The organism is Pseudovibrio sp. WM33 (assembly GCF_001623165.1).
GTDB lineage: Bacteria > Pseudomonadota > Alphaproteobacteria > Rhizobiales > Stappiaceae > Pseudovibrio.
In genome coordinates this window covers 47,101-73,080 of sequence record NZ_LMCK01000015.1, presented here as the reverse complement: position 1 = coordinate 73,080, position 25,980 = coordinate 47,101, and the positions used below count along the sequence as shown (strand labels likewise).

The window sequence follows — 25,980 nt, the reverse complement described above, 5'->3', positions numbered from 1 at the left end:
GGACAGGCTCTTGCTTTTAGCGTGCTTCAGGCGGCCAGAGTGCATCCGCAATAAAGCCATATAACCTCTGATATTTTTGCACTTACCTCTCATTGTTCAGGTCAGACGCTCTTTCAGTATGCCTGAATTAAACTGGAAGAATTCCAGAAATTGACTCGCGCAAACGTTTGCGCAAACGGTTGCGTAACCCATGCGCGCCTGCTAACGTCTCTTCAATCGAGACAACGCGGAGGAACTGCTGCAATGAAGAAGGGTGTACTTTTAAACGCTCCGGTCTCTAGCATTATCTCTCATATGGGCCATGGGGATGGTCTGTGTGTTGGAGACGCCGGGCTCCCAATTTCCAAGGATGTCGAGCGCATCGACCTTGCCATTACAAAGGGTTTGCCAGGCATGCTGGAAACGGCAAGCGCGATCACAGCTGAGATGCAGGTAGAGCGGGTTGTCATTGCTGAAGAGCTGATTGAACACCAGCCAGCCTATCACATGCGCTTGCAATCATTGATTGCTGAAATCGCAAAGTGTCAGGGCAACAGCGTAGAGACCACAACTGTCTCTCATGAGGAATTCAAGGCATTAACTGGTAAATGCCGGGCGGTGGTGCGCACGGGAGAATGCACGCCCTACGCCAATGTGATTTTTTATTCAGGCGTAACGTTCTGAGGGAAATCTGAGATAATTCGGGCTTTGGGAGAGGACACCCAGTGACAACCCTTCTTGAACTTCAGGGAATTGAAAAATCCTTCTCCGGGATCAACGTGCTCAAATCCGTTGATCTGACGATCCAGGCTGGGCGCGTTGTGGCGCTGGCCGGTGAAAACGGAGCCGGTAAATCAACCCTGATGAAAATTATATCGGGCATCTATCAGCGTGATGCAGGCACGGTGATCTATAAGGGCAATGAGGTCAAATTCACCACGGCACGTCAGTCCATGGATGCCGGAATTGGCATTATCCACCAAGAGCTTAATCTGCTGCCTGAACTGTCCGTTACTGAAAACATCTATCTGGGCAGGGAACCCACCAAACTGGGCAAAATCCAGTGGGATGTGATCGAGCGGGAAAGCAAAAAGTACCTCGCTCAGCTGAAGCAGGATATCGATCCTAAAACGCCACTGGGCAAGCTCTCCATCGCACAGCAGCAAATGGTTGAGATCGCCAAAGCGCTCTCGCTGAACGCTGAAGTGATCATTATGGATGAGCCAACAGACGCGCTCACCGATATTGAGACAGCAATCCTGTTTGAAGTCGTGGACGAGCTGCGGGCGCAAGGCAAAGGTCTGGTGTTCATCTCACACCGTTTGGGCGAAATCTTCCAGATGTGTGATGACATCGCCATCCTCCGTGACGGTGAAATGGTCCATCAGGGGCCGGTCTCTGAAATCACCGAGGACGACCTGATTCGCCACATGGTGGGCCGTGAACTCTCCGATCAATATCCATTCGTACCAGCCGTTCCAGGTGATGTACGTATTGAAGTTGAAAAGCTTACTGCCCACGGCGCAAAGGAAGTCTCCTTTACTGCACATGCAGGTGAAGTTGTCGGCTTTGCAGGCCTTGTTGGAGCAGGGCGCACCGAGCTTGCAAAGGCGATCTTTGGCGCCAATCCAATCCAAAGCGGCACCGTCAAAATCGACGGCAAGGAAATCCGCCTCAAATCACCACAGGATGGTGTGAAAGCGCAGATCGGTTACGTCACTGAAGATCGTAAACAGGAAGGCCTCGTTCAGTCGCAGGAGCTTGGCGCGAACATGTCCCTCACAGGGCTGGACCGGTTCTGCAATGCGCTCGGGTTCGTCAACAAAGCCTCTGAAGCCGTCACCATCAGCGAATACATCGAAGCGTTCGCCATCAAGACCAGAGATGCAAACACAATCATCTCCAATCTGTCAGGTGGTAACCAGCAGAAGGTCTCCATCGCCAAGTCACTGGTGCCGGAACCCAAGGTCCTCATTCTTGATGAACCCACACGCGGTGTGGATGTTGGCGCAAAACGCGAGATCTACACGCTCATCAACAAGCTGAAGGCAGAAGGGCTCTGCATCCTGCTGATCTCCTCCGACATGCCAGAGCTTCTGGGTATCTCTGATCGCATCCACGTCTTGTCCAGCGGCAAGCTGACCGGATCGTTCGCACGAGCCGAAGCCACTCAAGAAAACATTATGCGCTGCGCCGTTGCTGGCCAAACAAACGGGTAAAACAGATGAAGCTCAACGACTTTATCAGTGAAAACAAGTCTCTGATTGGCCTTATCATCCTGATGGCCGCAGTGTCCTTCGCCAATGCCAACTTCCTTGGCATCGACAACATGCTCAACATCCTGCGTCAGACCTCGATCAACGCAGTCATCGCCATGGGCATGACCTTTGTGATCCTGACGGCGGGCATCGATCTGGCGGTTGGCTCCATTCTGGCCTTCGCTGGTGCCATCTGCGCAAGTCTCATTGGCATGGATACGCCGCTCATCATCGCACTGATCGCCACCATTATGGTTGGTGCGGGCCTTGGTGCAACAAGTGGCGTAATCATCAGCTACTTCAACGTTCAGCCGTTCATCGCAACGCTGGTTGGCATGACCATGATCCGCGGCGCGACGCTGGTCTATACGCAAGGCCGCCCAATCTCTACAGGTTACTTTGATGTGGCTGAAAGCTTCTACCAGTTCGGCGGTGGCTATATTCTCGGCATTCCGAACCCGGTGATCCTGATGGTGGTCATCTTCGCGCTCTGCTGGTTCGTTCTCAGCCAGACCCGTTTCGGTCGTTACGTTTACGCCATTGGCGGTAATGAAAACGTGGCTCGTCTGTCCGGTATCAATGTCAAAAAAGTCAAAATTCTTGTCTACGCCCTCAGCGGAGCGCTCGCTGCACTGGCAGGCATCATCCTGACAGCTCGCCTTGAATCTGCCCAGCCGACTGCTGGTCTGGGATACGAGCTCGATGCGATCGCAGCCGTGGTTCTCGGCGGCACAAGCCTTGCTGGCGGTAAGGGGCGGATCTTTGGCACCATCATCGGTGCCCTCATTATCGGTGTGTTGAATAACGCACTGAATATTATGGATGTTTCATCCTACTACCAGATGATCGCGAAAGGTGCGGTTATCCTTCTGGCGGTTGTCGTCGACAGCCGTGGCAAATCAAACGCGTGAGCAATCAAACTGAACCTCGGGAGGTTTCTATGAAAAAACTAGTAAGTTTGGCAGCAGGTGCTGCTCTTCTTCTCGGCTCCACAGCAGTATCAATGGCACAGGACACACTGGCTCTGGTCGTGTCCACCCTGAACAATCCGTTCTTTGTGACCTTGAAAGAAGGTGCTGAAGCACGCGCAAATGAGCTCGGCTACAAGATTGTTGTTCTCGACAGCCAGAACGATCCAGCAAAAGAACTGGCAAACGTGGAAGACGTGCTGAGCAAGAACGTTTCGATCCTGCTCATCAACCCAACAGACTCTGACGCTGTTTCCAGTTCCATCCGCGCTGCAAACCGCAAAAACGTACCAGTGGTCACACTCGACCGTGGCGCAGCACGTGGCACGGTGGAATCCCACGTGGCTTCCGACAACATCCTCGGCGGCGAAATGGCTGGTGAGCTGATCGTTGAAACCCTGCGTGGCAGTGGCAAGATTGTTGAGCTGGAAGGTGTTCCAGGTACTTCTGCTGCACGTGATCGTGGCACTGGCTTCAAAAAAGCAATGCACGGCGCTTCTGGCATCGAGCTTGTTGCTGTACAGCCAGCAGACTTCGACCGCACCAAAGGCCTGAACGTGATGGAAAACATCCTGCAGGCACAGCCAGAAATCGATGCTGTTTTCGCACACAACGATGAAATGGCTCTTGGCGCAATCAAGGCAATCGAAGCGGCTAACCGCGACATCCTCGTTGTTGGCTTTGACGGCACCGACGATGGCGTAAAAGCTGTTGAAGAAGGTACAATGCTGGCAACTGTTGCACAGCAAGCTGGCATGATTGGTTCCATCGGCGTAGACACTGCGGACAAAGTCCTCAAAGGTGAAAAAGTCGATGCGTATACCCCAGTTGCGCTGAAGCTTGTTACCAAGTAAGTGCAAGTAATCTGAATAAGATCGGGTTTGGCGTAAGCGCCAGGCCCGACCCTTAGAACCGGAGCGGAAATGGTCAGTATCAAGGATGTTGCACAAGCTGCGGGGGTATCCGCATCTACAGTGTCTCACGTGATCAACGAGACGCGCTATGTTGCACCCCTGACCAAGCAAAAAGTCGAGGAAGTTATTCAGGCTCTCGGCTTCCAGCCAAGCATGATGGCGCGCGCGCTCAAGGTAAAGCGAACCAACATCATCGGCATGCTGGTTTCAAGCAGTTCCAACCCTTTCTTCGCAGACGTGGTACGCGGTGTGGAAGAGGGGTGTTACCAACACAATTTCAGTCTCATCCTGTGTAACTCAGGTCATCAATCTGACAGGCAGCTGGCAAACCTCAATACCTTGCTTCAGCGCCGCATTGATGCCCTTCTGGTGATGACCACCAAAACAGACCCTGCGCTTTACCAGCAGCTCAGCAAGCTCGGCAAACTGCCAAAGGCAATCCTCGATTCTGCTCCGCACCCAAACGCCTGTACTTTGCAGGATGACTCCGTATTAGGTGGCAGGCTGGCAACAGAACATCTGATCAAGAGCGGCCTGACCAAAATTGGTTGCCTCATGGGACCGCAGGATCATCCGCGCTCCATTGAGCGTTACAAAGGCTATAAATCAGCCATGGAAGCGGCAGGTCTACCTGTTGAGGCTAAATGGCAATCCGCCGGTCTTCTCACCGCATCTGGCGGCTATGAAGGCATGAAGCAGATTTTGGAGGCTGATAGCCAGCCCGAAGGCATCTTTGCCTTCAACGACTTGATGGCGATGGGGGCCTATCGCGCTATTCAGGAACGTGGTCTGCGCATTCCCGAAGATATCTCCGTTATCGGATACGATGATGTTGAGTACGCGTCCTACATGGCACCCACACTAACAACAATCAAACAGCCCAGCTTTGAGCTTGGGCTGAGCGCTGCAGAAGCGCTGATCAATCATCTGGAAGAAAAAACAGAAATGCCACCGGTCATCAAGCTGGTGCCGGAACTGATCGTCCGCAGCTCTGTTGTTAACTAGGAAGTATTCATGTCCATCGTCATTGTCGGTTCCATCAATGTTGATATCACAACCCGTTCTGACCGGCTGCCACAGCCGGGCGAGACGCTGCATGGACACAGCTACGCCATCAACCTGGGCGGCAAAGGCTGCAATCAGGCTGTTGCAGCATCAAAGCTAGGTGGTGAGGCCAAACTGGTAGGCCGCATCGGTAAAGACGGGTTTGGCGACATCGCAGCCCAGCACCTGAAAGACATGGGCGTCTCAACCGAACATGTGCATTTGGATGAAAACCACGGCACCGGCATCGCGGTGATCGGTGTGGACGCAAATTCCGAAAACAGCATCACCGTGATTGGTGGCGCAAATCTTGCCGTTGACGAAAGCGATCTGAAACGCACATCAGATGTTCTGGAAAGCGCTAAAATCATGCTGATGCAGCTGGAAATTCCGGTCGCAACGTGCCTGAGCGCCGCTAAAAAAGTCCGCGCCTCAGGCGGTAAAGTGATCTTCGATCCAGCGCCTGCACCCGTCGATGGTCTGCCGGAAGGTTTCCTGCAAAACGTAGACGTTGTAACGCCGAACGAGACAGAAACCGAAATCCTCACAGGCTTCCGCCCATCCAATGCAGCAGAAGCAGCCCATGCTGCAAACCTGTTGCGCGAACAGGGTGTTGCAGCTGCCGTTGTGAAACTCGGCGCACGCGGCGTTTACTTCAAGGATGATGAGAGTGAAGGCTTCGTGGAGCCGTTCAAGGTGAACGCGATCGACACTGTGGCAGCAGGAGATTGCTTCAACGGCGGTCTGGCGTATGCGCTGGACAGCGGCAAATCTCTGGCTGAAGCAGTCCGTTTCGCAGCTGCTTGCGGCGCTCTCTCCACCACTAAACATGGTGCAGCCACATCTGCGCCAACTCTGGCTGAAGTCGAAGCCCTGATGGGCGCCTAAGGCTTATCAAAAAAGTAGAGTTGGGGTTGGCAGCCTTTTCGCAACCCCAACTGAATACACGCTAAACAGATGTTTAGCCGCGACCGCGATAGGTCGGCACGCCCTGTTCTGGAATCCAGACGCCTTTTGGCTCTTCACCGGTCTGGTAGAACACATCAATCGGAATACCACCGCGCGGATACCAGTAACCGCCGATGCGCAGCCAGATCGGGTTCAACGTGTCAACAAGGCGCTTACCGATGGACACAGTGCAATCCTCGTGGAAGGCACCGTGGTTGCGGAAGGATGTCAGGAACAGTTTCAAGGATTTGCTCTCAACCAGCCACTGGTCCGGCACATAATCAATCACCAGATGAGCAAAATCGGGTTGATTGGTGATCGGGCACAGGGAGGTGAACTCTGGCGCTGTAAAGCGAATTGCATAAGGCGTGCCCTGCTGCGGGTTTGGAACCCGTTCCAGAACCGCTTCTTCAGGGGACTGCGGCTGAACAGTATCACCGCCCAGCATGGTCAGATTTTTATAGATATCGTCGTTGCTCATTGTTCTCTCGAATTCTTCGTTCTCATGCATTTCCGTCATCAAAGGCTGATCATCAATTTGCCGGAATATGCTTTAAACGCCGCGCTTGTTGCCCCACAGCAGCACATGCAACTGTGGCAGAATGCGTGGCTTGAACCATTGGTCGGAAACAGTTTTGTCCACCAGCCAGTGCATGCGATCCATGATGCCGTCCATGTCAATGGTCGCATCATCATCCTCGGGTGGAGGAGGGGTATGATTCCCCGGTTGCAGGTACATCGGCAGATAAGGATAGCGCTCACCAACGTCCTTGGCCCAGTCGTAATCGACATCATCAAACACAACCACTTTGATCACACAGGTGGCAGAGTTGAGGGCCGCGTCCAGGCAGGCATCGAACTTGTCCCAATTGACAGTTTCACCAGAGGAAGGCGGCTTCGGGCTCAGCACCAGCGTGTCCAGATCTGCAAACCAGTCCCGTGCAACTGATCCCTGTGTCTCGATTGCGAATTTGTAACCCTTCGCTTTACCGAGTGAGATCAACTTTGAGAAATCCTGAATGGCAGGGTTGCCGCCAGAAAGGGAAACCGTGATCGGTTGATGACCGGACAGTTCCTCAATCTTGTGCCAGACGTCCGCACTGTCCATCTGGTCCCAGGTATGACGATAAGCGCTGTCCACCGCATGCAATGTATCACACCAGCTGCAACGATAATCACAGCCGCCAGCGCGTACAAACACGGTCGGTTCACCAATCAAAGCACCTTCGCCTTGTATGGTTGGCCCGAAGATCTCACTGATACTGAGTTTACTCATGGCCGATATTCCGCCCATGTTTTCGGCGTTTCACTCACACGCACAGCGCAGGTCTCCACCCAGTGCCCTTTGCAGAACTCGTAGATGGTCTTGGCGAGATACTCAGAGGTGACCTGATCGTGTCCGAACACCTCATTCAGGTGGCGGTGATCCAACTCATCATCAATGAAACGCTTGAGCGGCTTCAACTCAGTGAAGTCCACCACAAAACCGTGTTTATCCAGATTCTTGCTGGCAAGTTCAATCACCACAATGTAGTTGTGGCCATGCAGGCGCGCACAGGGATGTCCCTCCGGCATTTCGCAGAGTTGATGCGACGCCGAGAAGTGAAATTCCTTGGTGATTTTGTACATTATGGTTCCGCTCGTTCCACCACGGATTTCCAGTAGTCGGGATCCGCGTATTCTGTTGGGTCCTCAACACCTGCCAGATCAAAGGCTTCTCGCCGTTCGACACAGGTGCCGCACCGCCCGCAATGTTTCTCTCCGCCTTTGTAGCAGGACCACGTGTCCTCAAACGGCACGTTGATCCGGGCACCTTCTTCAACGATGGCACCTTTGGAGATTTCTACAAATGGCGTGTAAAGGCTCACATTGGCATAGCCGTCCAGAGCCAGCTTCTGCATGGCTTCAAAGCTTTTGATAAAGCCAGGGCGACAGTCCGGGTAGATGAAATGATCACCCCCATGAACCGCCGCAGCCACAGCATCGGCCTGCTGAGCAGCCGCAATGCCAAAGCCGATAGACAGCATGATTGCGTTTCGGTTGGGAACCACAGTGACCTTCATGTTCTCTTCGGCATAATGGCCATCGGGAACATCAACATCATCGGTTAGAGCGGAGCCGCTTAAATGCGCTCCTATCTGGCTCATGTCCAGAATATGATGTGGCACACCAAGTTGCTTTGCAGCATGCGCTGCATAGTCCAGCTCTTTTTTGTGCCGTTGGCCATAGTCAAAAGAGACGAGGCCGAGCAATTCGTTTTCACGCGCAACCTTGTAGGCAAGCGTGACCGAATCCAATCCGCCTGAGCAGATTACGATAGTCTTCATAAGGTTTAGTCCTTGTTTTCGCTGTTGCCGGGTAGGCTGCGACCGGCACTCATTGCTGAGCAAATCGGTAACTACCAGACTAAAACCTCAAGGAAAAGGACTAATTCACCCTCCGCATACATCTCATGGATAACCTGCTGAGTATAAATGCAAATCACACTTTAGAGTTGCGTGTAATGTGCCCTGCGACCACATGCGGTGCCGCAGGGTTCGTATGCATCAGGACGCGAGGGTCAGCAGTTTAACTTCAAGCTGCACCAGAACGGGCCTCAGGACATTGATGTCATTGTCCAGTTCGCTGAAGGGATGCCGCCTGTAAAGCTTGACCGCCTTGTCGCTGTCGAGCCGTGCCAGCAAGGGCCGCACAAGGCGTAACGCCTCTTCGCGGGCCTTTTTGCGCTCTTGAAGTGATTTCTTGCTGTCGCCGATGACCTGCGCATACGTTCGCAGCTCACCTGGTATGATTGGCTTTGATACGCAGGTGGTGAACCGCTTTAAACTGCCCGCATTGACATAATCTTCGCCAGCTTCTTGCTGGCTGGCAACACCGGTGATGAAGTCGCCTTCAGCAAACGCCTTTGCAGATTCCATACGCGTGATAGCTTTCTCTGCGGCTTTAACGACATCCTTGGCGATGTCTTCTCTAAAGCCTGTCAGCTCGCCGCGCATGGCATCATACATGCCCTTCAGCTCTTTCAGCCGGTCCATGTTTTCATCATAAGAGGAGTTTACTGCGCATTCCTGTTCAAGCAGCTTTACCTCTGTCAGTAGATCTTTGAAACGGGTCGGATCGAAAGTGGCCTCGTCAATACGGGGGAAGCCCTTCAAAAGTGCCTTTGCACCTTTCCAGCTCTTGGACTTCGCGGTGAGCATATCCAGCTCATCCTTCATAGGGCCGGAGGTTTCATTGAATTTGCCCTTGGCAACCTTGCGGTCAATCTCAAGCTGAACACCATTTTTGTAGTCTTCTTCGATTTTCTCAAAGAACTCATCCCGCTCAGGGGTGGTGACAGGTCCATCCACATCCTCGCCAAGCAGCGCTACACGAGCTCTCAGCTCTTCAACATACTTGTCCGCTTTAATCTTGACGGTATTCACCTGTGAGATGGCCTCTTTCACATCATCAACAGTGGCAGCGTTATGAGCGGTGACTTTCGCCTGTTTCAGTTCCAGCTCCAGTTCACCGTGATAGACTTTCTCCTGCTTGGGCTGCCAGATCTTCTTGAATCTCATGGCAAGCTCAGGGCGAGCTTTACCCAGCCTGGCAAGCAAGCCCGGAATTTCCTTGAATATCTTCTCAATCGGTTCCAGCTTCATCTCAAAGACCTCTCTGAAGGCGAGGGATTCCTCGAGCTGTCTCAGGAGTGGATGAAATCGTGTACCTTCCAGCTTGTTGCACCGACCGAGAGCCTTGTTGATGTTCATATCCGGTGCTTGTTCGCGTAAGAGACGGATATCCTCTTCAAGGTTCATCTTAGCTTCAACGTAATAAATCGCTTTCTTGCCGGATTTGGTGGTTGCAACTTTATCAAGCATCTTCTGCGTGCGTGTTTGAAGGTCATCATATCCGGTTGGATTGGAGTTGATGCCTTCCAGAATGTCTTCTGTCTTGATAAACTCTTCAAGTGCAATGGCTTCCATACCTGTCACACCCGATAACCGCATTTCATCCAAAAACTCAAAAGATTCCAAAAGCTTGTTGATCGTCGCACGGGGAACAGCCTTAACATCCTTGCCGCCGGGTCGCTTCGGCATTGTTGCCATGACATCTTTATCCAGCCCTTCAGTATCAACAGCGCGAGCACGGGCTTCAGTCTTGCTTTCTTTGGTAACCACCTGATGGTCTGCATCAAACACGACAAACTTCTCAAGCTGTTTTCGATAAGCTTGGGTGCGTACATCCAGATTTTTCTCGGCCCATTCCTCTTGTTTGATCCACCTTTCACGGCGTTCAGCCTTAGCCTTGAGACTCGCGATAACGCGCAGGGTTGATGAAAGGTCGCGGGAACTTTCACTTTGATAGTCACGGAGTTCTTCAAGCGTATCTGATGCAGCAGTTGTTGGCTGCGCCATGGTCATGCTTTCGCACAGGGTCTCAATATATTTGGCCGAGCTGCGCAGTTCCGGCAGAGCTTTTTTACAGGCCTCCGCATCAGACATAAGCTCTGTCCAGCGCGCATCGGATGGCCGTGACACCGCATCCTGATACTGGTTCATTTCAATGAGCAGGCTTGTTCCCAATCCAGTATAACCAGCGTCCTGCAAATTGAAGATGATCTCCTTCACCTTCTTAACATCCTGACCAATCAGAACCTGATCTTCGTTACTGACATAGGTTGCTGGATGCACTTGGGCATCTCGAAGAAGGTTTTTCATGTCTTTGAGCTTGCGTTCCACCTCAGCCAATGTCACTTCGCAAGCAGCAAAGTTGTAAACACCGCTTTGAACCAGGGCTTTGCCTAAAAGCATCCCAACCAGCTCATTCGCGGTTGTGAAAGCCTGTTTCTCCATATCCAAGCCCGTGAAGATCTGAACTTCCAGAAAAAGCTCTTCTTTCTGCAACCTGAAAGCTGCGATCTGGTCGCTGATCACCTTGCCGAAGGTCCTGTCAGGAGCATCAGGCATATCGACCATTTCAAGGGGATTGTTATCGAGTAAGGTCAGCTCCTCTTTAAGTTCATAAACTCGTTCAATATTCTCAAATGCCAATGTAGAAGCTGCATCACTTCGTACTTGCTGCTCAGCCTGACGACGGTCATCTTCATCCATTCGGGCTGTTGCCTGTGCAAGCTCTTCCCGTTCCCGTTCCCGTTCTGCTTCATAAACTTCGCCAAATGCATCTGCCCAGGTTGGAAGCATTTCGCCCCATAGCTTATAGATTTGCTGAGCCCAGGTTTCCTCGCTCTGGTTCATTTGGTCTTCTGCAGGAATAGGACTGGTGTCAGTGCCAGTATCGGTATTTTGATTTCCGGGCATCGGAGGTTCACTCACCTTAATTATGAGAGGTACTCAAACAGGAAAACCAGCGGGCAGACGCACATGGCATCTCCGCAAGGCTCCACTCCAACAAGTCGTCGCGCACACGCGCACCAGATTGTTATGACGGACCCAGATGAAATATGCGTTGTGATAAATGGTTCGGTTTTCTCTTATTCTTGATCTATTTCTGCAACGCATAGCAACAACGGGGAACCGCAAACACCACGCCAGACTTTCTTAGGACAACAGCGTATAATCTGAGCACAATCCAAGCCTCCGTGAGAAGGAATGCCCTCATGAAAGCAATGGTTCTGACCGAAATTGGAAAGCCACTTGTTTTGCAGGAACGTGCTGCGCCACCAACACCGCGTACCGGCGAAATCCTGATTGAGGTTGAAGCCTGTGCGGTTTGCCGGACAGACCTTCACGTCGTGGACGGCGATCTCACGAAACCAAAACTCCCGCTCATTCCCGGACACGAGATTGTTGGTAGAGTGCGTGCATGTGGGGCAGGTGTTCAGGATCTCAAAATCGGCAGTAGAGTAGGCATCCCCTGGCTTGGGCACACGTGCGGCTGTTGTTCCTTTTGCCAAAATCATCAGGAAAACCTCTGTGATCACCCCATTTTCACGGGCTACACACGCGATGGCGGCTTCGCGACCCACACCATCGCAGACCGGCATTTTGCATTTGAGCTGGATGAAGACGCAGATCCGGTATCGCTTGCGCCACTCCTGTGTGCCGGGTTGATTGGCTGGCGCTCTTTAAAAAAGGCTGGCAAAGGCAAAAAGATAGGCATCTACGGCTTTGGTGCCGCTGCTCACATCATCGCGCAAGTCTGCATCTGGCAAGGCCGTGATGTCTATGCGTTCACCAGATCAGGCGACACGCAGGCGCAGAACTTTGCAAGAGAGCTTGGAGCCACTTGGGCAGGCAGCTCTGAAGACCAGCCACCCGAAAAATTAGATGCGGCCATCATTTTTGCCCCCGTGGGGCCACTTGTTCCAACAGCGCTGAGAGCTCTGCGCAAAGGTGGGCGCGTGGTGTGCGGCGGCATTCATATGAGCGACATCCCGCAAATGCCCTATGCATTGTTGTGGGAGGAGCGGGAGGTTGTTTCCGTTGCCAACCTGACCCGAGAAGACGGGCTGGAGTTCTTTCCCCTCGCCAAAAAAGCAGGCGTGCAAACCCACTGTATTCCTTACAAACTGGAACAGGCCAATCAGGCACTGGAAGATTTGCGAGGGGGACGACTATCCGGCGCAGCTGTCCTCGTGCCGTAACACGAAGAACAACTGCGTCTGGCCAAATCAAACAGGATCAGGCTTGGTGCCCGCCTGCATAACCACTGCGTTTTGCGGCAGACCAGCCTTTCAAACTACCCTCTGCCGGTTTGAAGATCTCGACAAGCAGCGGATAACACGGCGTATTGTCGTCAGAGTGACTGCTGCCGCAATCACCACCCGGACAGGTAGAAAGGGCACCCAGAAGATCGATCTCTGCAAAGAACTCAATAAAATCACCCGGACGAACAGGGCTGGCTTTCATGAAGTACTGGTGGGTGTCACGGGTAAAGCCCGTGCACATGAAAACGTTCATCACATCATGCACATGAGGCTCAGCGCCATCTATCGAGAGACCCTTTGCATCTGCCAGTGCACGGGTCAGGTTGGAGTGGCAACAATGGTTGTAATCCACGTTCTTGAGCATGTGGTTGGTGTAAGGGTCGCAGCGCGTCCCAATCACATCATGGACGCCCGCACCATCCTCATCCCAGCCGTACCAGTCCAGCGTATCCTGTGTAATCGTCGCCATAGGGCGCAGATACGGCATGGTGCTCCAGAGCCGGTCTCCGGTTGAAAGGTGCGAGGCGTGCAGCTGACGGGTCTTGCCGCTGAAAAACCGCTCATTAATGTCATTGGCATTCCACAAGTTGAGATCGCCAACCTGCGGGCCTTCAACGCTCACAATCCGGAAGAAGTGACCAGCAGGCACCTTGAAATGACCGCCATCACGCGGCGGCACGACAACGTCCCCGATTTTCTCCAGGCTCTCCTTTGCCTGCTGATAAAGCTCAGCGTTATAGGCAGGCAAATGATCTACTTCGTAACAAACAATAGGAGACTTGGAGCGACGATCTTCGGAAGGAGCAGGGATGTCGGTCGTAATCGAGCGGGAGGCGATTTTTGTCATGAGCCAATGATCCTAAAAAGAGCAGAATTATTGGTTCTGATTGAACCCTCCAAATCTCAATTAATATATTGATTTAATTTCACTGATCCCTTCAGTCCCGGCACCTTTCGAAGGGACCATGAAGCCAGACAGTTAAACCTTGCATCTGGCTTGAAAGAGCGGATCGCCGCACCGCCAGGCAATGCAGCGATCCTCATGTTGGCCAAGCTCTACTTGGCCGGGGCGAACTTGCCGGAATGCCGGTTAACTTGCTGAAGCAGAAACTTAAACAGTTTTCGGAAACCAAGGCCGGAGCGCATCTGGAATTCTTCATAATGAAACAGGCGCATTGGGTACTTCAGGGCTTTCAGATCCCGTATCAACGCTTTGCGCATAACTTCTGGACCACAAAACGCAATTGGCATCACATCAAAGAATTTTCCCTGCAGGATTTTCAGCAACCGCGCGTCGATGTATTCGCCCATGTCAGACTCAAAGTACTGTACATGAAGGTTCGGCAGACGGCTTTGCAGTGCGTCCAGCTCCTCCTCAAACGGGTTCTCCAACCGGTTGCGGACACCATAGTAAAGATAGATCTGTCCGGTCTCATCACCCCTCAAAGTCTGCGCCCATGACAGAAAAGGTGTGATCCCGACACCGCCCGCAATCCAGATCTGGTCTCGATTGGAAGCAATTGGGCGGAACCCGCCATATCCCTTGCTGATCTGAGCTTTTGTGCCGACCTGAAGCTCGTGCACACGAGATGTGTAATCACCCAGTGCAGAAATGCAGAACCGCAGTCTTCCGTCTTCGCGCGGTGCAGATGCAATCGTGTAAGGATGTACTTCGCCCATGCCCTCCTGATCAAAGGAAAGGTAAGCAAACTGACCGGCATCATGAGAAATAGGCTTGCCTTCAGGTTTCAGTGTCACACTGGTGATGCGCCCGTAAATCTGAACATCTTCTACCTCATAGGTCTTTGTGCGCCCGGCCATGCCTTTGTAAGTCAGGTACAAGAAGGACGCGACACCGGCAAAACAGAAGAAGGCGACGTAAAGACCAAGCGGATCACTCCAAGAGAACACGTTGGGGATCATCAGGAAATGCGCAGCAGCAAGGGCGAAGAAAATACCGATCAAACGGTGGGTCCAGCGCCAGATATTATAGGGGATGAAGGTCGCCAGAGAACCAAGGCCGAGGATTAAAATACCATTATACCCGATCTCACCCAGCTCTTTCGCCAGTCCATCCGTATCGCCGCTTGAAAGGGCATCTGCATCAATGCTTTCATGCAGGAAAGCAGCAGCAATTGCGAAAATAGCCAGCCATTTATGCAAGACATATACGCGATCCAGCGGGCCAAACAGAGCCTCAACGCCTTTCATCCGTGTGGCCATCACCTGAACCAGCCCCATGAAGATCAGTGAGACCATGCCAAAATACTGGCTCAGCAAGGCACCTGAGTCTGCTTGGCTACCAAACTGGGAGAAAATCAAAAGGGGGACTAGGATGCTGGCGATAATAAAGGTCAGGCCAATCGGTTTCATTCCGGTACGCTCATCTGAGTTGACGATGCGCACTCAGATGAAACTCTGGCTATGAAAGGTGAGTGACACCGTTGGGGGGCATCGCACACCATTCATAATCAGATCACCCCAAATGAAGCTACAGATGCAGCCTCGGAGTAGGTTTCAATCTGAGTGCTTCCCCTAAATTCACTTGGAAGCTGAAACCTACCTGAAGTTTACGACACTACTTTCTCAGCTTGAGCATAAAACAGGCTCCGCCCAGTCGCTCACTCTTGCCAAGGGATATCTCGATCCCATTGCGACGACACAGAGTTTGCGTAATAGACAGGCCAAGGCCCGCACCTGAACTTGATTGCCCCGGCATGCGGAAGAACCGCTCAAACACCTTCTCACGGTACTTCTCAGGCACACCCGGTCCGCTGTCTTCAACACTCAGTTGAATATGATCATCACCGCGCTCAAGAACCACGATCACCTCACCATCAGACGGTGTATGCCGGATTGCATTGCCAATCAGATTACCAAGCACAGCGCCCAGATCTTCCGGATCAACAACAGCTGCCACATGTTCTGATTGAAGCAGTTGCAGCTCCACATTTTTATCAAGTGCCGCATGGGCCTGCTGTGCAAGGCTTTCCTGAAGAACAGGCAGCAAGTCGTGCTCTGTTATCTCTTTGTGGGCATCCTGACCTGCACGAGCATGTTCCAAAAGCTTGGCGGCAAGATGCGTGGCCCGGTCAACGCCTTCAATGATGTTGTCAAACCGCAGCCGTGTCGCATCATCTAGCGCGTCCCGCTCAATCACCTGACACTGGGCTTTCACCACGGTCAGCGGTGTTCTGATCTCATGCGCCGCATCATCAATAAACCGCTGCTCGCGCGCAAGGTAGTCTTCAATCTTGTCAAACAACATGTTCAGGGAGTTTACAATCGGCACAAGCTCATCTGCCTGCTTCTCCGTTGTCAGCTTGCCAAGACTCTCAGGCTCCCGAGTTTGCAGTGTCTCAGAAAGAGTGGTGAGCGGACGTAACCCGCGTTTGACGATGAACACTGTCGCTATAATGGAAAAAACAAGCACAAGTGCCAGCGGAACAGAGACTGTTATAATCGTCTGCTCGGCCAGCTCGGTTGCTTCATCAATAACAACGCCGATAATGTAGAGCTGATCTGTTTTCTGACCAGGAAAAGTCCAGACCAGCCAGTCCTCGTCGTTGCTCTCAAACTCCTGCGCACCGGGCCTAAGATCCTGCGGGATTTTGACCTTATCCGTAGACCTGTAAATGTCGTTGCCATCTCCATCGCGGATTACAATAAAGTACTCACCAAGGACATGGTCATCTTCCAGATAATCTGGAGAGATGCTGTCTCCTTTAAGCTGGGCAATTACGCGTGCAAGCTGAAAAGTCTGCGCGTCATGGGTCTCATAAAGCTCCTCCTGCGTCATATCGTAGACAATGGCAGAGAAAATGCCCCAAACCACAAAGAGCAGCGGGATCAGCAGGATCAGGATCCGGCTGCGGATTGATGAAAGTTTCATGCCGGGATGTCCTCATCCACGATATAGCCAACCCCCCGGATCGTTCTGATCAGCTTTGGGGTGGTCTTGCGGCGGATCTGAGAGACATAAACTTCAAGCACATTGCTCTCCGCATTCTCCTCCCAGCCATAGAGCTTTTCCATGAGGTCTGACTTGGAAACCACACGGCCACGACGCTCCAGCAGGATTGTCAGCAGTCTAAAGGCGAGGGGCTGCAGCACAACCTCAACGCCTTCGTAGCAGGCCTTTTGCTGATCCAGATCAAGCGTTAACACCCCATGTTGCAGCAGCATCCGCGTCCGTCCGGCAGACCGGCGCACCAGCGCCCGGCATCGGGCCAGAAGCTCTTCCATATCAAACGGCTTGGTCAGATAATCATCCGCACCCAGATTAAGCCCGTCGATCCGGTTCTTGGTGGTTTCCCGAGCAGACAGGATCAGAATAGGCACATCTGCCTTGTCATCACGAACGGCCCGCAAAAACTCCAGTCCATCCTGTCCCGGCAAACCCAGATCCAGAATAACCAGGTCGAATTCTCCGGTTCTCAGAGCGTCTTCTGCCAAAAGACCATCATCGACCCAGTCTACTATAAATTCATGCCGCTCCAGAAAAGCTTTGATCGCATCCGCAATCAGCCGCTCGTCCTCAACCAACAATACGCGCATGTGTTCCTTCCACTAGGGCGAAGTGCACCCAATATTTGCCTCAACTCTTTCACATCTACAAAGAACATGAAACTGAATTGTGCCTGAAGAAATCTCTTAGGCCATTATGAAACTAAGGAAAATATGAGGGGCTTGCGGTCAGGACTATGAAAGGTGCAAAACATCAGTAAGACCCGTAACGCACCAGCTGGCTGAAGGCCTCGATGATCTCTTCAACGCTTTCCTCAACGGGTTTTTCAAAGGTGTCGACCACAAGGCGGTGCTTCTTCCACGGCTCATAGCGTCGCCGCTGCACATCCTCCCAGCTAGGCAGGGACATGGCGGAAATATCGTTGTGTCTGGTCTCAACACGTGTCTTGTGCTCAGCCTCATCAGAGCAGATCACCTCAATGTTGAGCGCTTTCACCTTAGCGCCAAGCGCCGCTTCCAGCCAGATGTTGCGGGTAATCTCGATCGGATTCACCGCATCCGCAATCACATTGTTGCCCAGCAACAAATTGTCTTTGGCAACGGCTGCTGCTGCAACATAACCGGCATCTTCTGCTGGTGAAATCGCAAGAACGGAGGTCTTGAGGGCAGCCTCAAGTGAATCAATACGTAAATGAACGGCTTGCAGGCGCGGAGAAAGGGCCTTTGCCAAGGTCGTTTTACCAACACCAGGCAATCCCGAAAGAACAAATAGAATAGCCATGCCGGGCTCTTACCAGCCCAAGGTTTCATGAAGCTTTCTTCATGAGAGGCTAAATTAGGGCGCCCTTAAGCAATCCCACGCACTTCCATCGGCGTCTTACCTGTCCAGCTGTGAAATGCGCGAAAGAACGAGCCGGTATCCTTGTACCCAAGCAGATAAGAGATTTCCGGAATGCTCAGCTCACTACGCACCAGATAGTGCTGGGAGAGTTCAGCGCGGGTTTCACTCAAAATATCCTGAAAGCTCTTGCCTTCTTCCTTCAGCTTGCGTTGCAAGGTCCGCTTGCTGGCGTTCAGGTTCTGGCTGATCACGTCAATGGTGTTCTGCCCCGCTGGCAGGCTTTCCAGCAACGCATTCTTCACCCGGCGGGACATCTCGTCAGAACTGCCCGTGCTCTGTAATTTCTGGCGCAGCCCATCTTCAAACGTGTCCCACATGCCTTCCATCTGTGTGATCAGCGGACGAGTGGCATCCTGCAGGGAAAGGGTGATGTGCGCCACCGGAGCAGGGGTTGCCTTCACCCCGCATTCCGCTTCAACAGCAGACCAGTCCAGATCTCCAACAGGGCCTCCCACACTGAGCGGCACAATCTGCTCTCCGGTAAAGGTGCGGCTGCAATTGGTGAAGTAGACAATCTCGAACTGAGCCAGAATTTCAGGAAACGGTTCCGTCGGATCGCTGGAAGTAAACAAGATTGACACTGTGCTGTCCGTACGCTCAACTTCCAGCCGGATCGGCGCAATCAAAGGCTTAAACAGCGCAAGACGCTTCACGCCTTCCTCAATGTTTGGACTGCAGGAAAACGCAAAGGCGTGTGGAACAAAACTGCCCTGCTTGATGGTGTGCCCAAGTTTGATTGCCAGATCGTTGCCGCCATATTCCTGATGCAACGCATGCCAGATGGCGAAATATTGCGCCTGCGTGATGCCCTTGGCCGCCGGACCCAGCTGCTCAATGGAAACTCCGGCACGGCGCATCACCCGGTCAACAGACAGGTCAAGGTACTGAATGATTTGCGCCATCATGGCAGCGCCTGGGTAAAGATGTGCGTGTTTTGTCATGCTCGGCTCGGTCTCATTGGTGTTGCCACTCTTTCATCTCGAATTTTTGCTAGGTGTGCCAGTACCAATTTACATAGTGGCGCGATATGGCAGTACTTTGGCGCGATTTGCCACTGAAAGCGAGAGAGGCGAGTGCTAGGGATAACTACAGATCATTTGTTTCAGGCTCAAAAAGCAGAAAAGCGCATTCCGCATACAACACTGCCCCATTCAAACAATGCCTGAGATTATTGCTGACCCAGCCAACCGCTACGGATCAAAAAAGGGATTTTTTTTGATGGCAATTTCTTTAAAGCTGAACGGCCAGACGCATAAGGTCGATGCCGAACCAGGAACCCCGCTTCTTTGGGTGATCCGCGATGAACTCAAGCTCACCGGAACAAAATTCGGGTGTGGTGTCGCCTCATGTGGGGCGTGCACCGTTCATCTGGATGGCGAGCCGGTCCGCTCCTGCCAAACGTTTATTGAAGATGTGGAAGATTCTGAGATCACCACAATTGAAGGCCTGAAGTCCACGCCAGCACAAGCCGTGCAACAGGCATGGACAGAGCTGGACGTGGTCCAGTGTGGTTACTGTCAGTCCGGCCAGATCATGTCTGCCGTTGGCCTGCTCTCTGAAAACGCAAAGCCGACACTGGAAGAAATTGACGATTACATGGACGGCAACGCCTGCCGATGCGCCACCTACCAGCGCATTCGTTCCGCTATCGTACGTGCATCAGAAATTATGGAGGCTTGATATGAGCGTGTTGTCCTCTCGTCGTGGCTTCCTCAAAGGGGCAGCAGCCTCTGCTGCCGCCGTTCTTGTTATTGGTGTGGCCCCATCCGGCTCTATGGCCGCTGCAAATGCTGCAGACACCACCATGCTCAATCCGTTTGTAAAGATTGCAGCAGATGGCACCGTGACTGCGATCGTCAAACATTTTGAAAAAGGGCAGGGCCCGGCAACCGGCCTCACCACACTCATTGCAGAAGAGCTGGGCGTCAGCATGGATGCGATAGAGTATGAGTTCGCCCCATCCAACCCGAAGCTTTACAACAACACGGCATTCGGACCTATCCAGGGTACTGGCGGCTCCACCGCCATGTTCAACAGCTTCAAGCAGTATCGTCAGGCAGGCGCTGCGGCCCGCGACGTGCTGTTGCAAGCCGCATCACTGGCTTGGGATGTGCCCGCCGCCCAGCTCAAGCTGGAAGATGGCGTGATCTCAGGTGATGGCAACAAAGCGCCAATCGGCGAGTTCGTAGCCGCCGCGAGCAAGCTGACAGCACCTGAAAACCCGCGCCTGAAAGATCCATCCGAGTTTAAGTTGATCGGCAACGCCAGTGTGCGCCGCAAGGACACACCGCCAAAGATCAACGGCACCGCCAAATACGCGATGGACATCCAGCTTGATAATCAGATGGTCGTCACCATCAAGCGGGCCACCCGCAAAGGTGCAACTGTCACGTCCTTTGACGACAGCGCCGCAAAGGATGTCAAAGGCTTCATCCGTGCAGCCACACTGCCCAACAAAGCTGGCGTTGCGGTTTACGCAGAAAATACATGGGCCTCTCTTCAGGCCCGTGAAGCTCTGGAAGTCACCTGGGACAACTCAGCAGCTGAAAGCCGCAGTTCTGAAGACGTCTACAAAGAGCTGATGGCTGCGCTCAACACAGCGCCGGAATACAACCTGACCAAAAACGATCAGGCCGAGATTGCAGGTGCGATTGAAAACGCAGACAAGGTGGTGGAAGAGACCTTCTACTTCCCACTGCTCGCACATGCGCCAATGGAACCGCTCACCTGCACCATTGAGGCGACAGAAGATGGCGGCGTTATTCTGCATGACGGCTGTCAGATGCCAACCTCACCACATGCAGCGATTGCGCAAATCCTTCAGGTGCCTATGGACAAGGTGCAGGTCAACACCATGTTCGCTGGCGGCTCGTTCGGTCGCCGTGCAACACCAACGGTAGACTATCAGGTGGAAGCCGCGCTTTCCTTTGTGATGACGGATCGCCGCCGCCCGGTCAAACTGGTGTGGTCTCGCGAAGATGACATCACCGGTGGCTACTACCGCCCGGCATTTGCGCACAAAGTTCGTGTTGGTCTTGATGCAGATGGCAACATCGCTGGTTGGGATCACCGCGTGGCAGGTCAATCCATCTCCAAGGGCACCCCGTTTGAGGCGTTCTCGGTTCATGATGGGGTCGATCATCTTTCCGTAGAAGGCGTCACCCCGACGCAGTACTCCATTCCGCGCATGTTTGCTGGCCTAACGGACATCAAACCAGCCACAACCGTTTTGTGGTGGCGTTCTGTTGGTCACACCCACACCGCCTACGTCATGGAAGCCATGATGGATGCCGTTGCAACAGCAGCGGGTCGTGATCCGGTTGAGTTCCGTCTGGCACATCTGGCAGGCGACACGCCAGATCAAAAACGACTGACGGGCGTTCTCAAACTGGCTGCTGAAAAAAGCAACTGGGGCAAAGACGCTGAGGGGCGCTCTCAAGGCGTCGCGGTCCACAAATCCTTTGGCAGCTATGTTGCCGAAGTTGTCGAGATTTCAGGTGATGCAGAAAACGGCGTAAAGATCGAAAAAGTCACCTGCGCAGTTGATTGCGGCATCCCGGTCAATCCGGATGTGATCAAGGCACAGATGGAAGGCGGCATCGGCTACGGCCTTGGCCACGCCATGCGCGATGAGATCACGCTGGAGAATGGTGAAGTTATCCAACAAAACTTCCCGGACTACGAACCGCTCCGCATCGGAGATATCGGCGAGATTGAAACGCACATTGTCCTCTCCACACAAGCCCCCACAGGCGTCGGCGAACCGGGCACACCACCATCCGCTCCAGCACTGGCAAATGCCATTGCAGCGAAAGGACCACGTGTGACCGAACTCCCAATGACCAAGGCAGGCGTCACCTTCGCCTAAACTGATTTGGCAGAGCAAAAGGCAGGCTGAACATCCATCAGCCTGCCTTTTGTGTGTTTTACAAAAAAACGCAGCTCACACGTAAAAAACGCAAACCAACGCACAAAAACACGATCATTTTTCAGCTCACAACTTATTTGGTGTGTAAAGCGCACTAACGCTCTGTTTTTTATAAGTAAAATCAAATCTATTCTGATCTGTGAAGCGAAAACAACTTCTTACAGATGAAACCTTTTCAGTTCACTTTGTGAACCTTCAATTGTCGCAAATTGAAGCCTGCCTGCACCCTATGTTCCCCTTAAAAGCGCGGAGCAGTGCTCCCGAATTCTGTCTTTATCCCCGTTGATGGAATGGGCTTTGGGAGCTGAGCAATGGATTTCCTGCAACAAACCTGCAAAAGCCTTTATCTGGCTCCAAACTCTGGCGACAACGCCGGTGGTTTTGCGTTTGTTGTCAGCAAGGTAGCCACCAGAAGAGCCAAACTCCCCAAGCGCATTTCGCTCAAAGACGCGCTCACCAGCAAAACTTACTCAGGTTCCTTCATCTACTGCCCGGACCCACTTGAATGTGGAGGCAAAGAGAGCAGTCAGCAGGACCTGGTATCCGGCCTGCATGCCTACTTGCAAAGCATGAATGTATTGCGCGGTTTCATGTGGCTTCCCAGAGGCTTAACGCCGCTTCCAGTCCCTCATGACTATACCGGCCAACGCCCGGCCTTCTTCTCCATTAATGCAGCGGGAACAGTGACAACCAGCAGTCTGTCCTACCTTCTGGCACCCGAACTCACCATCGAGTTCTATTCAAGCGCTTACATTGGTGTTTCTGAAGATGAAGAGAACCTCCAACTCTCGGAATCTGCCATCCAGTTGGGAGGATATCTCAGTCCGGACACGGGGTCGGTGAGCAAGGCAGACATCCGCTGCTCCGGTCCGGATCGCGGTGCCATTGTGTTTGATGCCGAGTTCGAGCGCGGCGCCCTTCATGATCAATGGAATCTGGGTTTTCAATGGGTTACGAAAGGTGCGGAGACCAAAACCGGCGTCAATGGTCAACGCTTCGCCTTGGGCACAGGCGACAATGGCAGCCGTAATCCTCTGCCTATGACGCTCATTGTGGACGTCACCGACGCGCTGAACATCTATCCGACGCACAATCGAACAGATCCCAACCGCTGCGCCTTCTATTTCCGCGCCGAAGAGGAAAGCGGGCAGGGTCCAACCCTGAACAGCTTCTACCGGACCACCTACGGCGCTCCTGTTGTTTTACAGAGTATCACCGCTGACAGTCATATGACTGATGCACAGTCTGCAGGAATTATACTCACCCCGAGCTACGAGAATACCTCATCGCTTCATAGCTTTATCGCCAGTCCTGTTGGTGATTTCCTCGTCTGCGCACCGGCCGCGAAAGACGATACAAAAGCCCGCTTCATGTGCGGATTGGGCGGCACAGAGTTTCTGGAAGTCCCTGGCGCAGCAGAACACGCGCTCTCTGAGGGAGCACGGCTGCGGTTTATACCCAATCAGCCTGCCTATGCGCCGGTTTTCCCGTTGCCTGTGTCGTCTCCCGTTGGACGCCCCGCACCCAAAGGAGCACCGCTCAAAGGCAACTACAAAACGTCGTATGTGCAGGTGTTCCCGCCAGATAATGCCGCAGAAAAAAGCGGAACATCCATCACCTATGTGGCGCAACCTCACGGCAGCGCACTGCACGGTTATGACGATGAAATCTGGCAGGAAAACAAGGAGTTGCTGGGTACTGTCAGTCCAGCCTACACACTGCCGCCAATGGAAGATAAGGCCTTCCCCATGTTCCCCTACGCCGGCACGGATGAGGGCGACCCGAGTTACTCCCAGTGCGATGTCGCCCTGTTTGAAAAAAGCATCATTGCTCCGACCCGCCGCAAGGTGATTGCATCTCTGACCAACGCTCAATCCAACGCCAGAGAGGCTAAGGCGCAAACAGGAGAGGGGGATGCAACCCTGACAACCCCACTGGGCGTGATCGCCACGCTGCAATCACCCACAGACGCCAGTCACTGGAAGGAAGTCAAGCTCGCTCAAATCAAAGTACCAACACCTTCCGATTTTGCCTTCAAAGATTTATCCCCCAAACTCATAGAGGCCTTCCAGACCAATCAGCTGTTTCTGGTGGCTGCAAACCCATCAGAATTAGGTGAAGCAGGCTCAACCTTCCTCAACACGCTGAACATCGAAGACTGGCAAATCGAAGCCGACGTCGGCAATTCACCAGATTTCGGCGACTACGCCAACATATTGATTATTAAAGGAATACGCGGCCCACTCTTTGACCCGAAGGGCAGTGAAAAAGACAACCTCATCTCCAATCCGCAAAAATGGACCCAAAAAGAAACCTTCGCCGCTCCAACAACCGAACGCCAAAACACACCAGACAAAGCCCAGCTGGTCAATGTCTCCTCATGGCTTCAGGATTACTTCAAAGCAGCCTATGAAAACCCGGCAACAGAGTACTTCGAAAGCTTCAACCAGACTGCCGCTGATCCCAACTGGACCGGCGTACTTATGCTACGCGCGCGTATCAAATCACCGCCCGAGCAATTGGCTGGGATTGTGGCTGGCGTGCGCGATCCGGCAAAGTTTTATGCCCACCACCTCGCCATCCGCATCAATCAGATCAAGGCAGGTGCAAGTGGTGAAAAAATCGAAATAAAGAAGCAAAGCTCAGTCTATGGGCTGATTTACTATGAAGACAGTGATCTCATTGTACCAAAGGGAGCGACAAGCCCGGAGCCAGTTGTGCCCTCTGCAACGCGCACATATGATTTCATCCTGCTCTCGCTCAAAGTGCTTTTTGAGAACTCGGCAATAAAGAAGTTCTCCTCCTTCGCACAGCTCTCCATGACCAGGATTTTTGGCAGCGAGACCGCCAGTTCAAAGCCCGTTTTACCGACAGGCCAACCACAGCCCAAAGGCAGCCAGTACAAGTCGCTGATTATGAAAGCAAGCTATCAGGACAACAACAACCACCCGTCCTACACCATGGCCGCAACCCATCCCTATCTGTTCACGGTCGACAACAACATCCTGGAGCAGACAGAGTTCACATCCGCGCGGATGAACACGATCTCCAGACACGGAAAAACGCAGGAAAATCAAACAGAACCACTCATCCGCTTCGCCTTTACTGGCTTCCTCGATTTCGCAATCCTCAGTACAGGCAAGAACGAGACGGTCGACTTGTTCTCCTTCGGCAATGAGCCAGACCAGCAAACCAGCCAAAATGGGCTGGCGTTTAACGAGCTCGGCCTGCAAATGAGCTTCACGCAAGAAAACGCCTATGAGAGCCAGAAGATCACTTGGGACAGCTCTCAACTGACATTCGACAGCAAAAACAGCACGCCTCGCAGCGGCAGCCTTGTTGCCACTATGCCATTTCAACTGAAAGGGTTTGTCAGCTCCGACAGCGCAGATAAAACGCCAGCTTCCATGGGATACTTGGATGTTGTGACCAACGTCCGCCAGCAAGGCCTGTCAGACACATGGAACGGCCTCAAGTTCGAGATCAGCCTCGGCACCGCCGGAGACCTCGCAGGCAAACTGGGCCTCACCGCTGATTTGCTGCTGGCATGGTCACCAGACTCCACGGGCGAAACCTACAAATCCAAGACTGCCATTCAAATGCCGGGCTCCTCCAACGGTGCCTCGCTCATCAGCTTACAGAACGTGCTTTCCATGTCCTACGGCCCGATCCAGCTGCTCTACACCGAAAACCCCAATAGCAAAGAGGCTGATGCCAGCAAGCAATACATGTTTGTTCTCAATGAGATCGCCATCAAGTTTCTGGGGCTGGCCAAGATCCCGCCAAGCGGCGCCACATCGTTCTATCTGTTCTCCGAGCCAGATGAGAGCAACGAGGGCTCGGCCAAAACCACAGGTCTGGCCTGGTACGCGGTCTACAACAACGAGCCCGCCGACAGCAAATAAATCACTCCTTCAATCA

21 protein-coding genes are annotated in these 25,980 nt (G+C 52.9%); 10 read left to right on the top strand and 11 right to left on the bottom strand.

Annotation, left to right across the window (positions count from 1 at the left end):
* The first annotated feature begins 243 nt into the window (after positions 1-243).
* The 6 genes from rbsD (at position 244) to rbsK (ending at position 6,051) form a co-directional block, all read left to right on the top strand.
* Positions 244-663 (top strand): D-ribose pyranase, encoded by a 420-nt coding sequence (rbsD, locus tag PsWM33_RS03680; RefSeq protein ID WP_063296785.1) that lies wholly within the window; start codon positions 244-246, stop codon positions 661-663.
* A 41-nt stretch (positions 664-704) separates the two neighbouring features.
* Complete coding sequence (locus PsWM33_RS03675) at positions 705-2,198, top strand: sugar ABC transporter ATP-binding protein (RefSeq protein WP_063299255.1); 1,494 nt, start codon at positions 705-707, stop codon at positions 2,196-2,198.
* Positions 2,199-2,203: 5 nt separating this feature from the next.
* On the top strand, positions 2,204-3,148 hold the full coding sequence (gene rbsC / locus PsWM33_RS03670; RefSeq protein WP_057465239.1) for a ribose ABC transporter permease: 945 nt from the start codon (positions 2,204-2,206) through the stop codon (positions 3,146-3,148).
* A 29-nt stretch (positions 3,149-3,177) separates the two neighbouring features.
* A complete protein-coding gene (rbsB, locus tag PsWM33_RS03665; RefSeq protein ID WP_063296788.1) occupies positions 3,178-4,059 on the top strand; it encodes a ribose ABC transporter substrate-binding protein RbsB in 882 nt (293 codons plus the stop codon).
* 69 nt (positions 4,060-4,128) lie between these two features.
* The gene (locus PsWM33_RS03660; protein ID WP_063299254.1) at positions 4,129-5,124 is read left to right on the top strand and encodes a LacI family DNA-binding transcriptional regulator; all 996 of its coding nucleotides are present in this window, start codon (positions 4,129-4,131) and stop codon (positions 5,122-5,124) included.
* A 9-nt stretch (positions 5,125-5,133) separates the two neighbouring features.
* Positions 5,134-6,051, top strand: coding sequence for a ribokinase (gene rbsK, locus PsWM33_RS03655; RefSeq protein WP_063299253.1), 918 nt, complete (start codon positions 5,134-5,136; stop codon positions 6,049-6,051).
* 73 nt (positions 6,052-6,124) lie between these two features.
* Here the strand turns inward: rbsK and queF are convergent, their stop codons facing one another.
* The 5 genes from queF to PsWM33_RS03630 all read right to left on the bottom strand — a co-directional run bounded on the left by queF (position 6,125) and on the right by PsWM33_RS03630 (position 11,414).
* Entirely contained in the window at positions 6,125-6,592 is a 468-nt protein-coding gene (gene queF / locus PsWM33_RS03650) for a preQ(1) synthase (RefSeq protein WP_057465235.1), read from the bottom strand.
* A gap of 72 nt (positions 6,593-6,664) precedes the next feature.
* The gene (queE, locus tag PsWM33_RS03645; protein ID WP_063299252.1) at positions 6,665-7,405 is read right to left on the bottom strand and encodes a 7-carboxy-7-deazaguanine synthase QueE; all 741 of its coding nucleotides are present in this window, start codon (positions 7,403-7,405) and stop codon (positions 6,665-6,667) included.
* Positions 7,384-7,740, bottom strand: coding sequence for a 6-carboxytetrahydropterin synthase QueD (gene queD / locus PsWM33_RS03640; protein ID WP_063299251.1), 357 nt, complete (start codon positions 7,738-7,740; stop codon positions 7,384-7,386). Before queD ends, queE begins: the two co-directional genes overlap by 22 nt.
* A complete protein-coding gene (queC, locus tag PsWM33_RS03635) occupies positions 7,740-8,438 on the bottom strand; it encodes a 7-cyano-7-deazaguanine synthase QueC (protein ID WP_063288558.1) in 699 nt (232 codons plus the stop codon). Before queC ends, queD begins: the two co-directional genes overlap by 1 nt.
* Positions 8,439-8,657: 219 nt before the next feature.
* On the bottom strand, positions 8,658-11,414 hold the full coding sequence (locus PsWM33_RS03630; RefSeq protein ID WP_063299250.1) for a hypothetical protein: 2,757 nt from the start codon (positions 11,412-11,414) through the stop codon (positions 8,658-8,660).
* A 299-nt stretch (positions 11,415-11,713) separates the two neighbouring features.
* Here PsWM33_RS03630 and PsWM33_RS03625 point away from each other — a divergent pair, with 299 nt between their 5' ends.
* Positions 11,714-12,700 carry a zinc-dependent alcohol dehydrogenase family protein gene (locus PsWM33_RS03625; RefSeq protein WP_063299249.1) on the top strand — a complete coding sequence of 329 codons (987 nt, stop codon included), beginning with the start codon at positions 11,714-11,716 and terminating at the stop codon, positions 12,698-12,700.
* 37 nt (positions 12,701-12,737) lie between these two features.
* On the opposite strand, the gene PsWM33_RS03620 is transcribed toward PsWM33_RS03625, so the two are convergent.
* The 6 genes from PsWM33_RS03620 to PsWM33_RS03595 all read right to left on the bottom strand — a co-directional run bounded on the left by PsWM33_RS03620 (position 12,738) and on the right by PsWM33_RS03595 (position 19,072).
* Positions 12,738-13,610 (bottom strand): urea carboxylase-associated family protein, encoded by an 873-nt coding sequence (locus PsWM33_RS03620; protein ID WP_063299248.1) that lies wholly within the window; start codon positions 13,608-13,610, stop codon positions 12,738-12,740.
* Positions 13,611-13,819: 209 nt separating this feature from the next.
* A complete protein-coding gene (locus tag PsWM33_RS03615; RefSeq protein WP_063299247.1) occupies positions 13,820-15,136 on the bottom strand; it encodes a ferredoxin reductase family protein in 1,317 nt (438 codons plus the stop codon).
* Between the two features lie 205 nt (positions 15,137-15,341).
* A complete protein-coding gene (locus PsWM33_RS03610; protein ID WP_063299246.1) occupies positions 15,342-16,655 on the bottom strand; it encodes an ATP-binding protein in 1,314 nt (437 codons plus the stop codon).
* Positions 16,652-17,320 (bottom strand): response regulator transcription factor, encoded by a 669-nt coding sequence (locus tag PsWM33_RS03605; RefSeq protein ID WP_063299245.1) that lies wholly within the window; start codon positions 17,318-17,320, stop codon positions 16,652-16,654. The genes PsWM33_RS03610 and PsWM33_RS03605 overlap by 4 nt, the downstream gene beginning before the upstream one ends.
* Positions 17,321-17,483: 163 nt before the next feature.
* Positions 17,484-18,011, bottom strand: coding sequence for an AAA family ATPase (locus PsWM33_RS03600; RefSeq protein WP_063291973.1), 528 nt, complete (start codon positions 18,009-18,011; stop codon positions 17,484-17,486).
* A gap of 65 nt (positions 18,012-18,076) precedes the next feature.
* Positions 18,077-19,072 carry an AraC family transcriptional regulator gene (locus PsWM33_RS03595; RefSeq protein WP_063299244.1) on the bottom strand — a complete coding sequence of 332 codons (996 nt, stop codon included), beginning with the start codon at positions 19,070-19,072 and terminating at the stop codon, positions 18,077-18,079.
* Positions 19,073-19,349: 277 nt separating this feature from the next.
* Between PsWM33_RS03595 and PsWM33_RS03590 the strand changes: the two genes are divergently transcribed.
* From PsWM33_RS03590 to PsWM33_RS03580, 3 genes are all read left to right on the top strand, one after another.
* Entirely contained in the window at positions 19,350-19,811 is a 462-nt protein-coding gene (locus PsWM33_RS03590; RefSeq protein WP_057465391.1) for a (2Fe-2S)-binding protein, read from the top strand.
* Position 19,812: 1 nt separating this feature from the next.
* Positions 19,813-21,999: a xanthine dehydrogenase family protein molybdopterin-binding subunit gene (locus PsWM33_RS03585; RefSeq protein ID WP_063299243.1), complete on the top strand. Its 2,187-nt coding sequence runs from the start codon at positions 19,813-19,815 to the stop codon at positions 21,997-21,999.
* A 371-nt stretch (positions 22,000-22,370) separates the two neighbouring features.
* Complete coding sequence (locus tag PsWM33_RS03580; protein WP_063299242.1) at positions 22,371-25,964, top strand: hypothetical protein; 3,594 nt, start codon at positions 22,371-22,373, stop codon at positions 25,962-25,964.
* The last annotated feature ends 16 nt before the right edge of the window (positions 25,965-25,980 follow it).

What these genes read in the sequence shown, in the direction of transcription:
- PsWM33_RS03605 (WP_063299245.1), bottom strand. Translation starts at nt 17,320, where the DNA reads ATGCGCGTATTGTTGGTTGAGGACGAGCGGCTGATTGCGGATGCGATC.
- rbsD (WP_063296785.1), top strand. Translation starts at nt 244, where the DNA reads ATGAAGAAGGGTGTACTTTTAAACGCTCCGGTCTCTAGCATTATCTCT.
- PsWM33_RS03615 (WP_063299247.1), bottom strand. Translation starts at nt 15,136, where the DNA reads ATGAAACCGATTGGCCTGACCTTTATTATCGCCAGCATCCTAGTCCCC.
- rbsB (WP_063296788.1), top strand. Translation starts at nt 3,178, where the DNA reads ATGAAAAAACTAGTAAGTTTGGCAGCAGGTGCTGCTCTTCTTCTCGGC.
- PsWM33_RS03585 (WP_063299243.1), top strand. Translation starts at nt 19,813, where the DNA reads ATGAGCGTGTTGTCCTCTCGTCGTGGCTTCCTCAAAGGGGCAGCAGCC.
- queD (WP_063299251.1), bottom strand. Translation starts at nt 7,740, where the DNA reads ATGTACAAAATCACCAAGGAATTTCACTTCTCGGCGTCGCATCAACTC.
- PsWM33_RS03595 (WP_063299244.1), bottom strand. Translation starts at nt 19,072, where the DNA reads ATGACAAAACACGCACATCTTTACCCAGGCGCTGCCATGATGGCGCAA.
- PsWM33_RS03600 (WP_063291973.1), bottom strand. Translation starts at nt 18,011, where the DNA reads ATGGCTATTCTATTTGTTCTTTCGGGATTGCCTGGTGTTGGTAAAACG.
- PsWM33_RS03580 (WP_063299242.1), top strand. Translation starts at nt 22,371, where the DNA reads ATGGATTTCCTGCAACAAACCTGCAAAAGCCTTTATCTGGCTCCAAAC.
- PsWM33_RS03630 (WP_063299250.1), bottom strand. Translation starts at nt 11,414, where the DNA reads ATGCCCGGAAATCAAAATACCGATACTGGCACTGACACCAGTCCTATT.
- rbsK (WP_063299253.1), top strand. Translation starts at nt 5,134, where the DNA reads ATGTCCATCGTCATTGTCGGTTCCATCAATGTTGATATCACAACCCGT.
- PsWM33_RS03625 (WP_063299249.1), top strand. Translation starts at nt 11,714, where the DNA reads ATGAAAGCAATGGTTCTGACCGAAATTGGAAAGCCACTTGTTTTGCAG.
- PsWM33_RS03660 (WP_063299254.1), top strand. Translation starts at nt 4,129, where the DNA reads ATGGTCAGTATCAAGGATGTTGCACAAGCTGCGGGGGTATCCGCATCT.
- rbsC (WP_057465239.1), top strand. Translation starts at nt 2,204, where the DNA reads ATGAAGCTCAACGACTTTATCAGTGAAAACAAGTCTCTGATTGGCCTT.
- queF (WP_057465235.1), bottom strand. Translation starts at nt 6,592, where the DNA reads ATGAGCAACGACGATATCTATAAAAATCTGACCATGCTGGGCGGTGAT.
- queC (WP_063288558.1), bottom strand. Translation starts at nt 8,438, where the DNA reads ATGAAGACTATCGTAATCTGCTCAGGCGGATTGGATTCGGTCACGCTT.
- queE (WP_063299252.1), bottom strand. Translation starts at nt 7,405, where the DNA reads ATGGGCGGAATATCGGCCATGAGTAAACTCAGTATCAGTGAGATCTTC.
- PsWM33_RS03610 (WP_063299246.1), bottom strand. Translation starts at nt 16,655, where the DNA reads ATGAAACTTTCATCAATCCGCAGCCGGATCCTGATCCTGCTGATCCCG.
- PsWM33_RS03590 (WP_057465391.1), top strand. Translation starts at nt 19,350, where the DNA reads ATGGCAATTTCTTTAAAGCTGAACGGCCAGACGCATAAGGTCGATGCC.
- PsWM33_RS03620 (WP_063299248.1), bottom strand. Translation starts at nt 13,610, where the DNA reads ATGACAAAAATCGCCTCCCGCTCGATTACGACCGACATCCCTGCTCCT.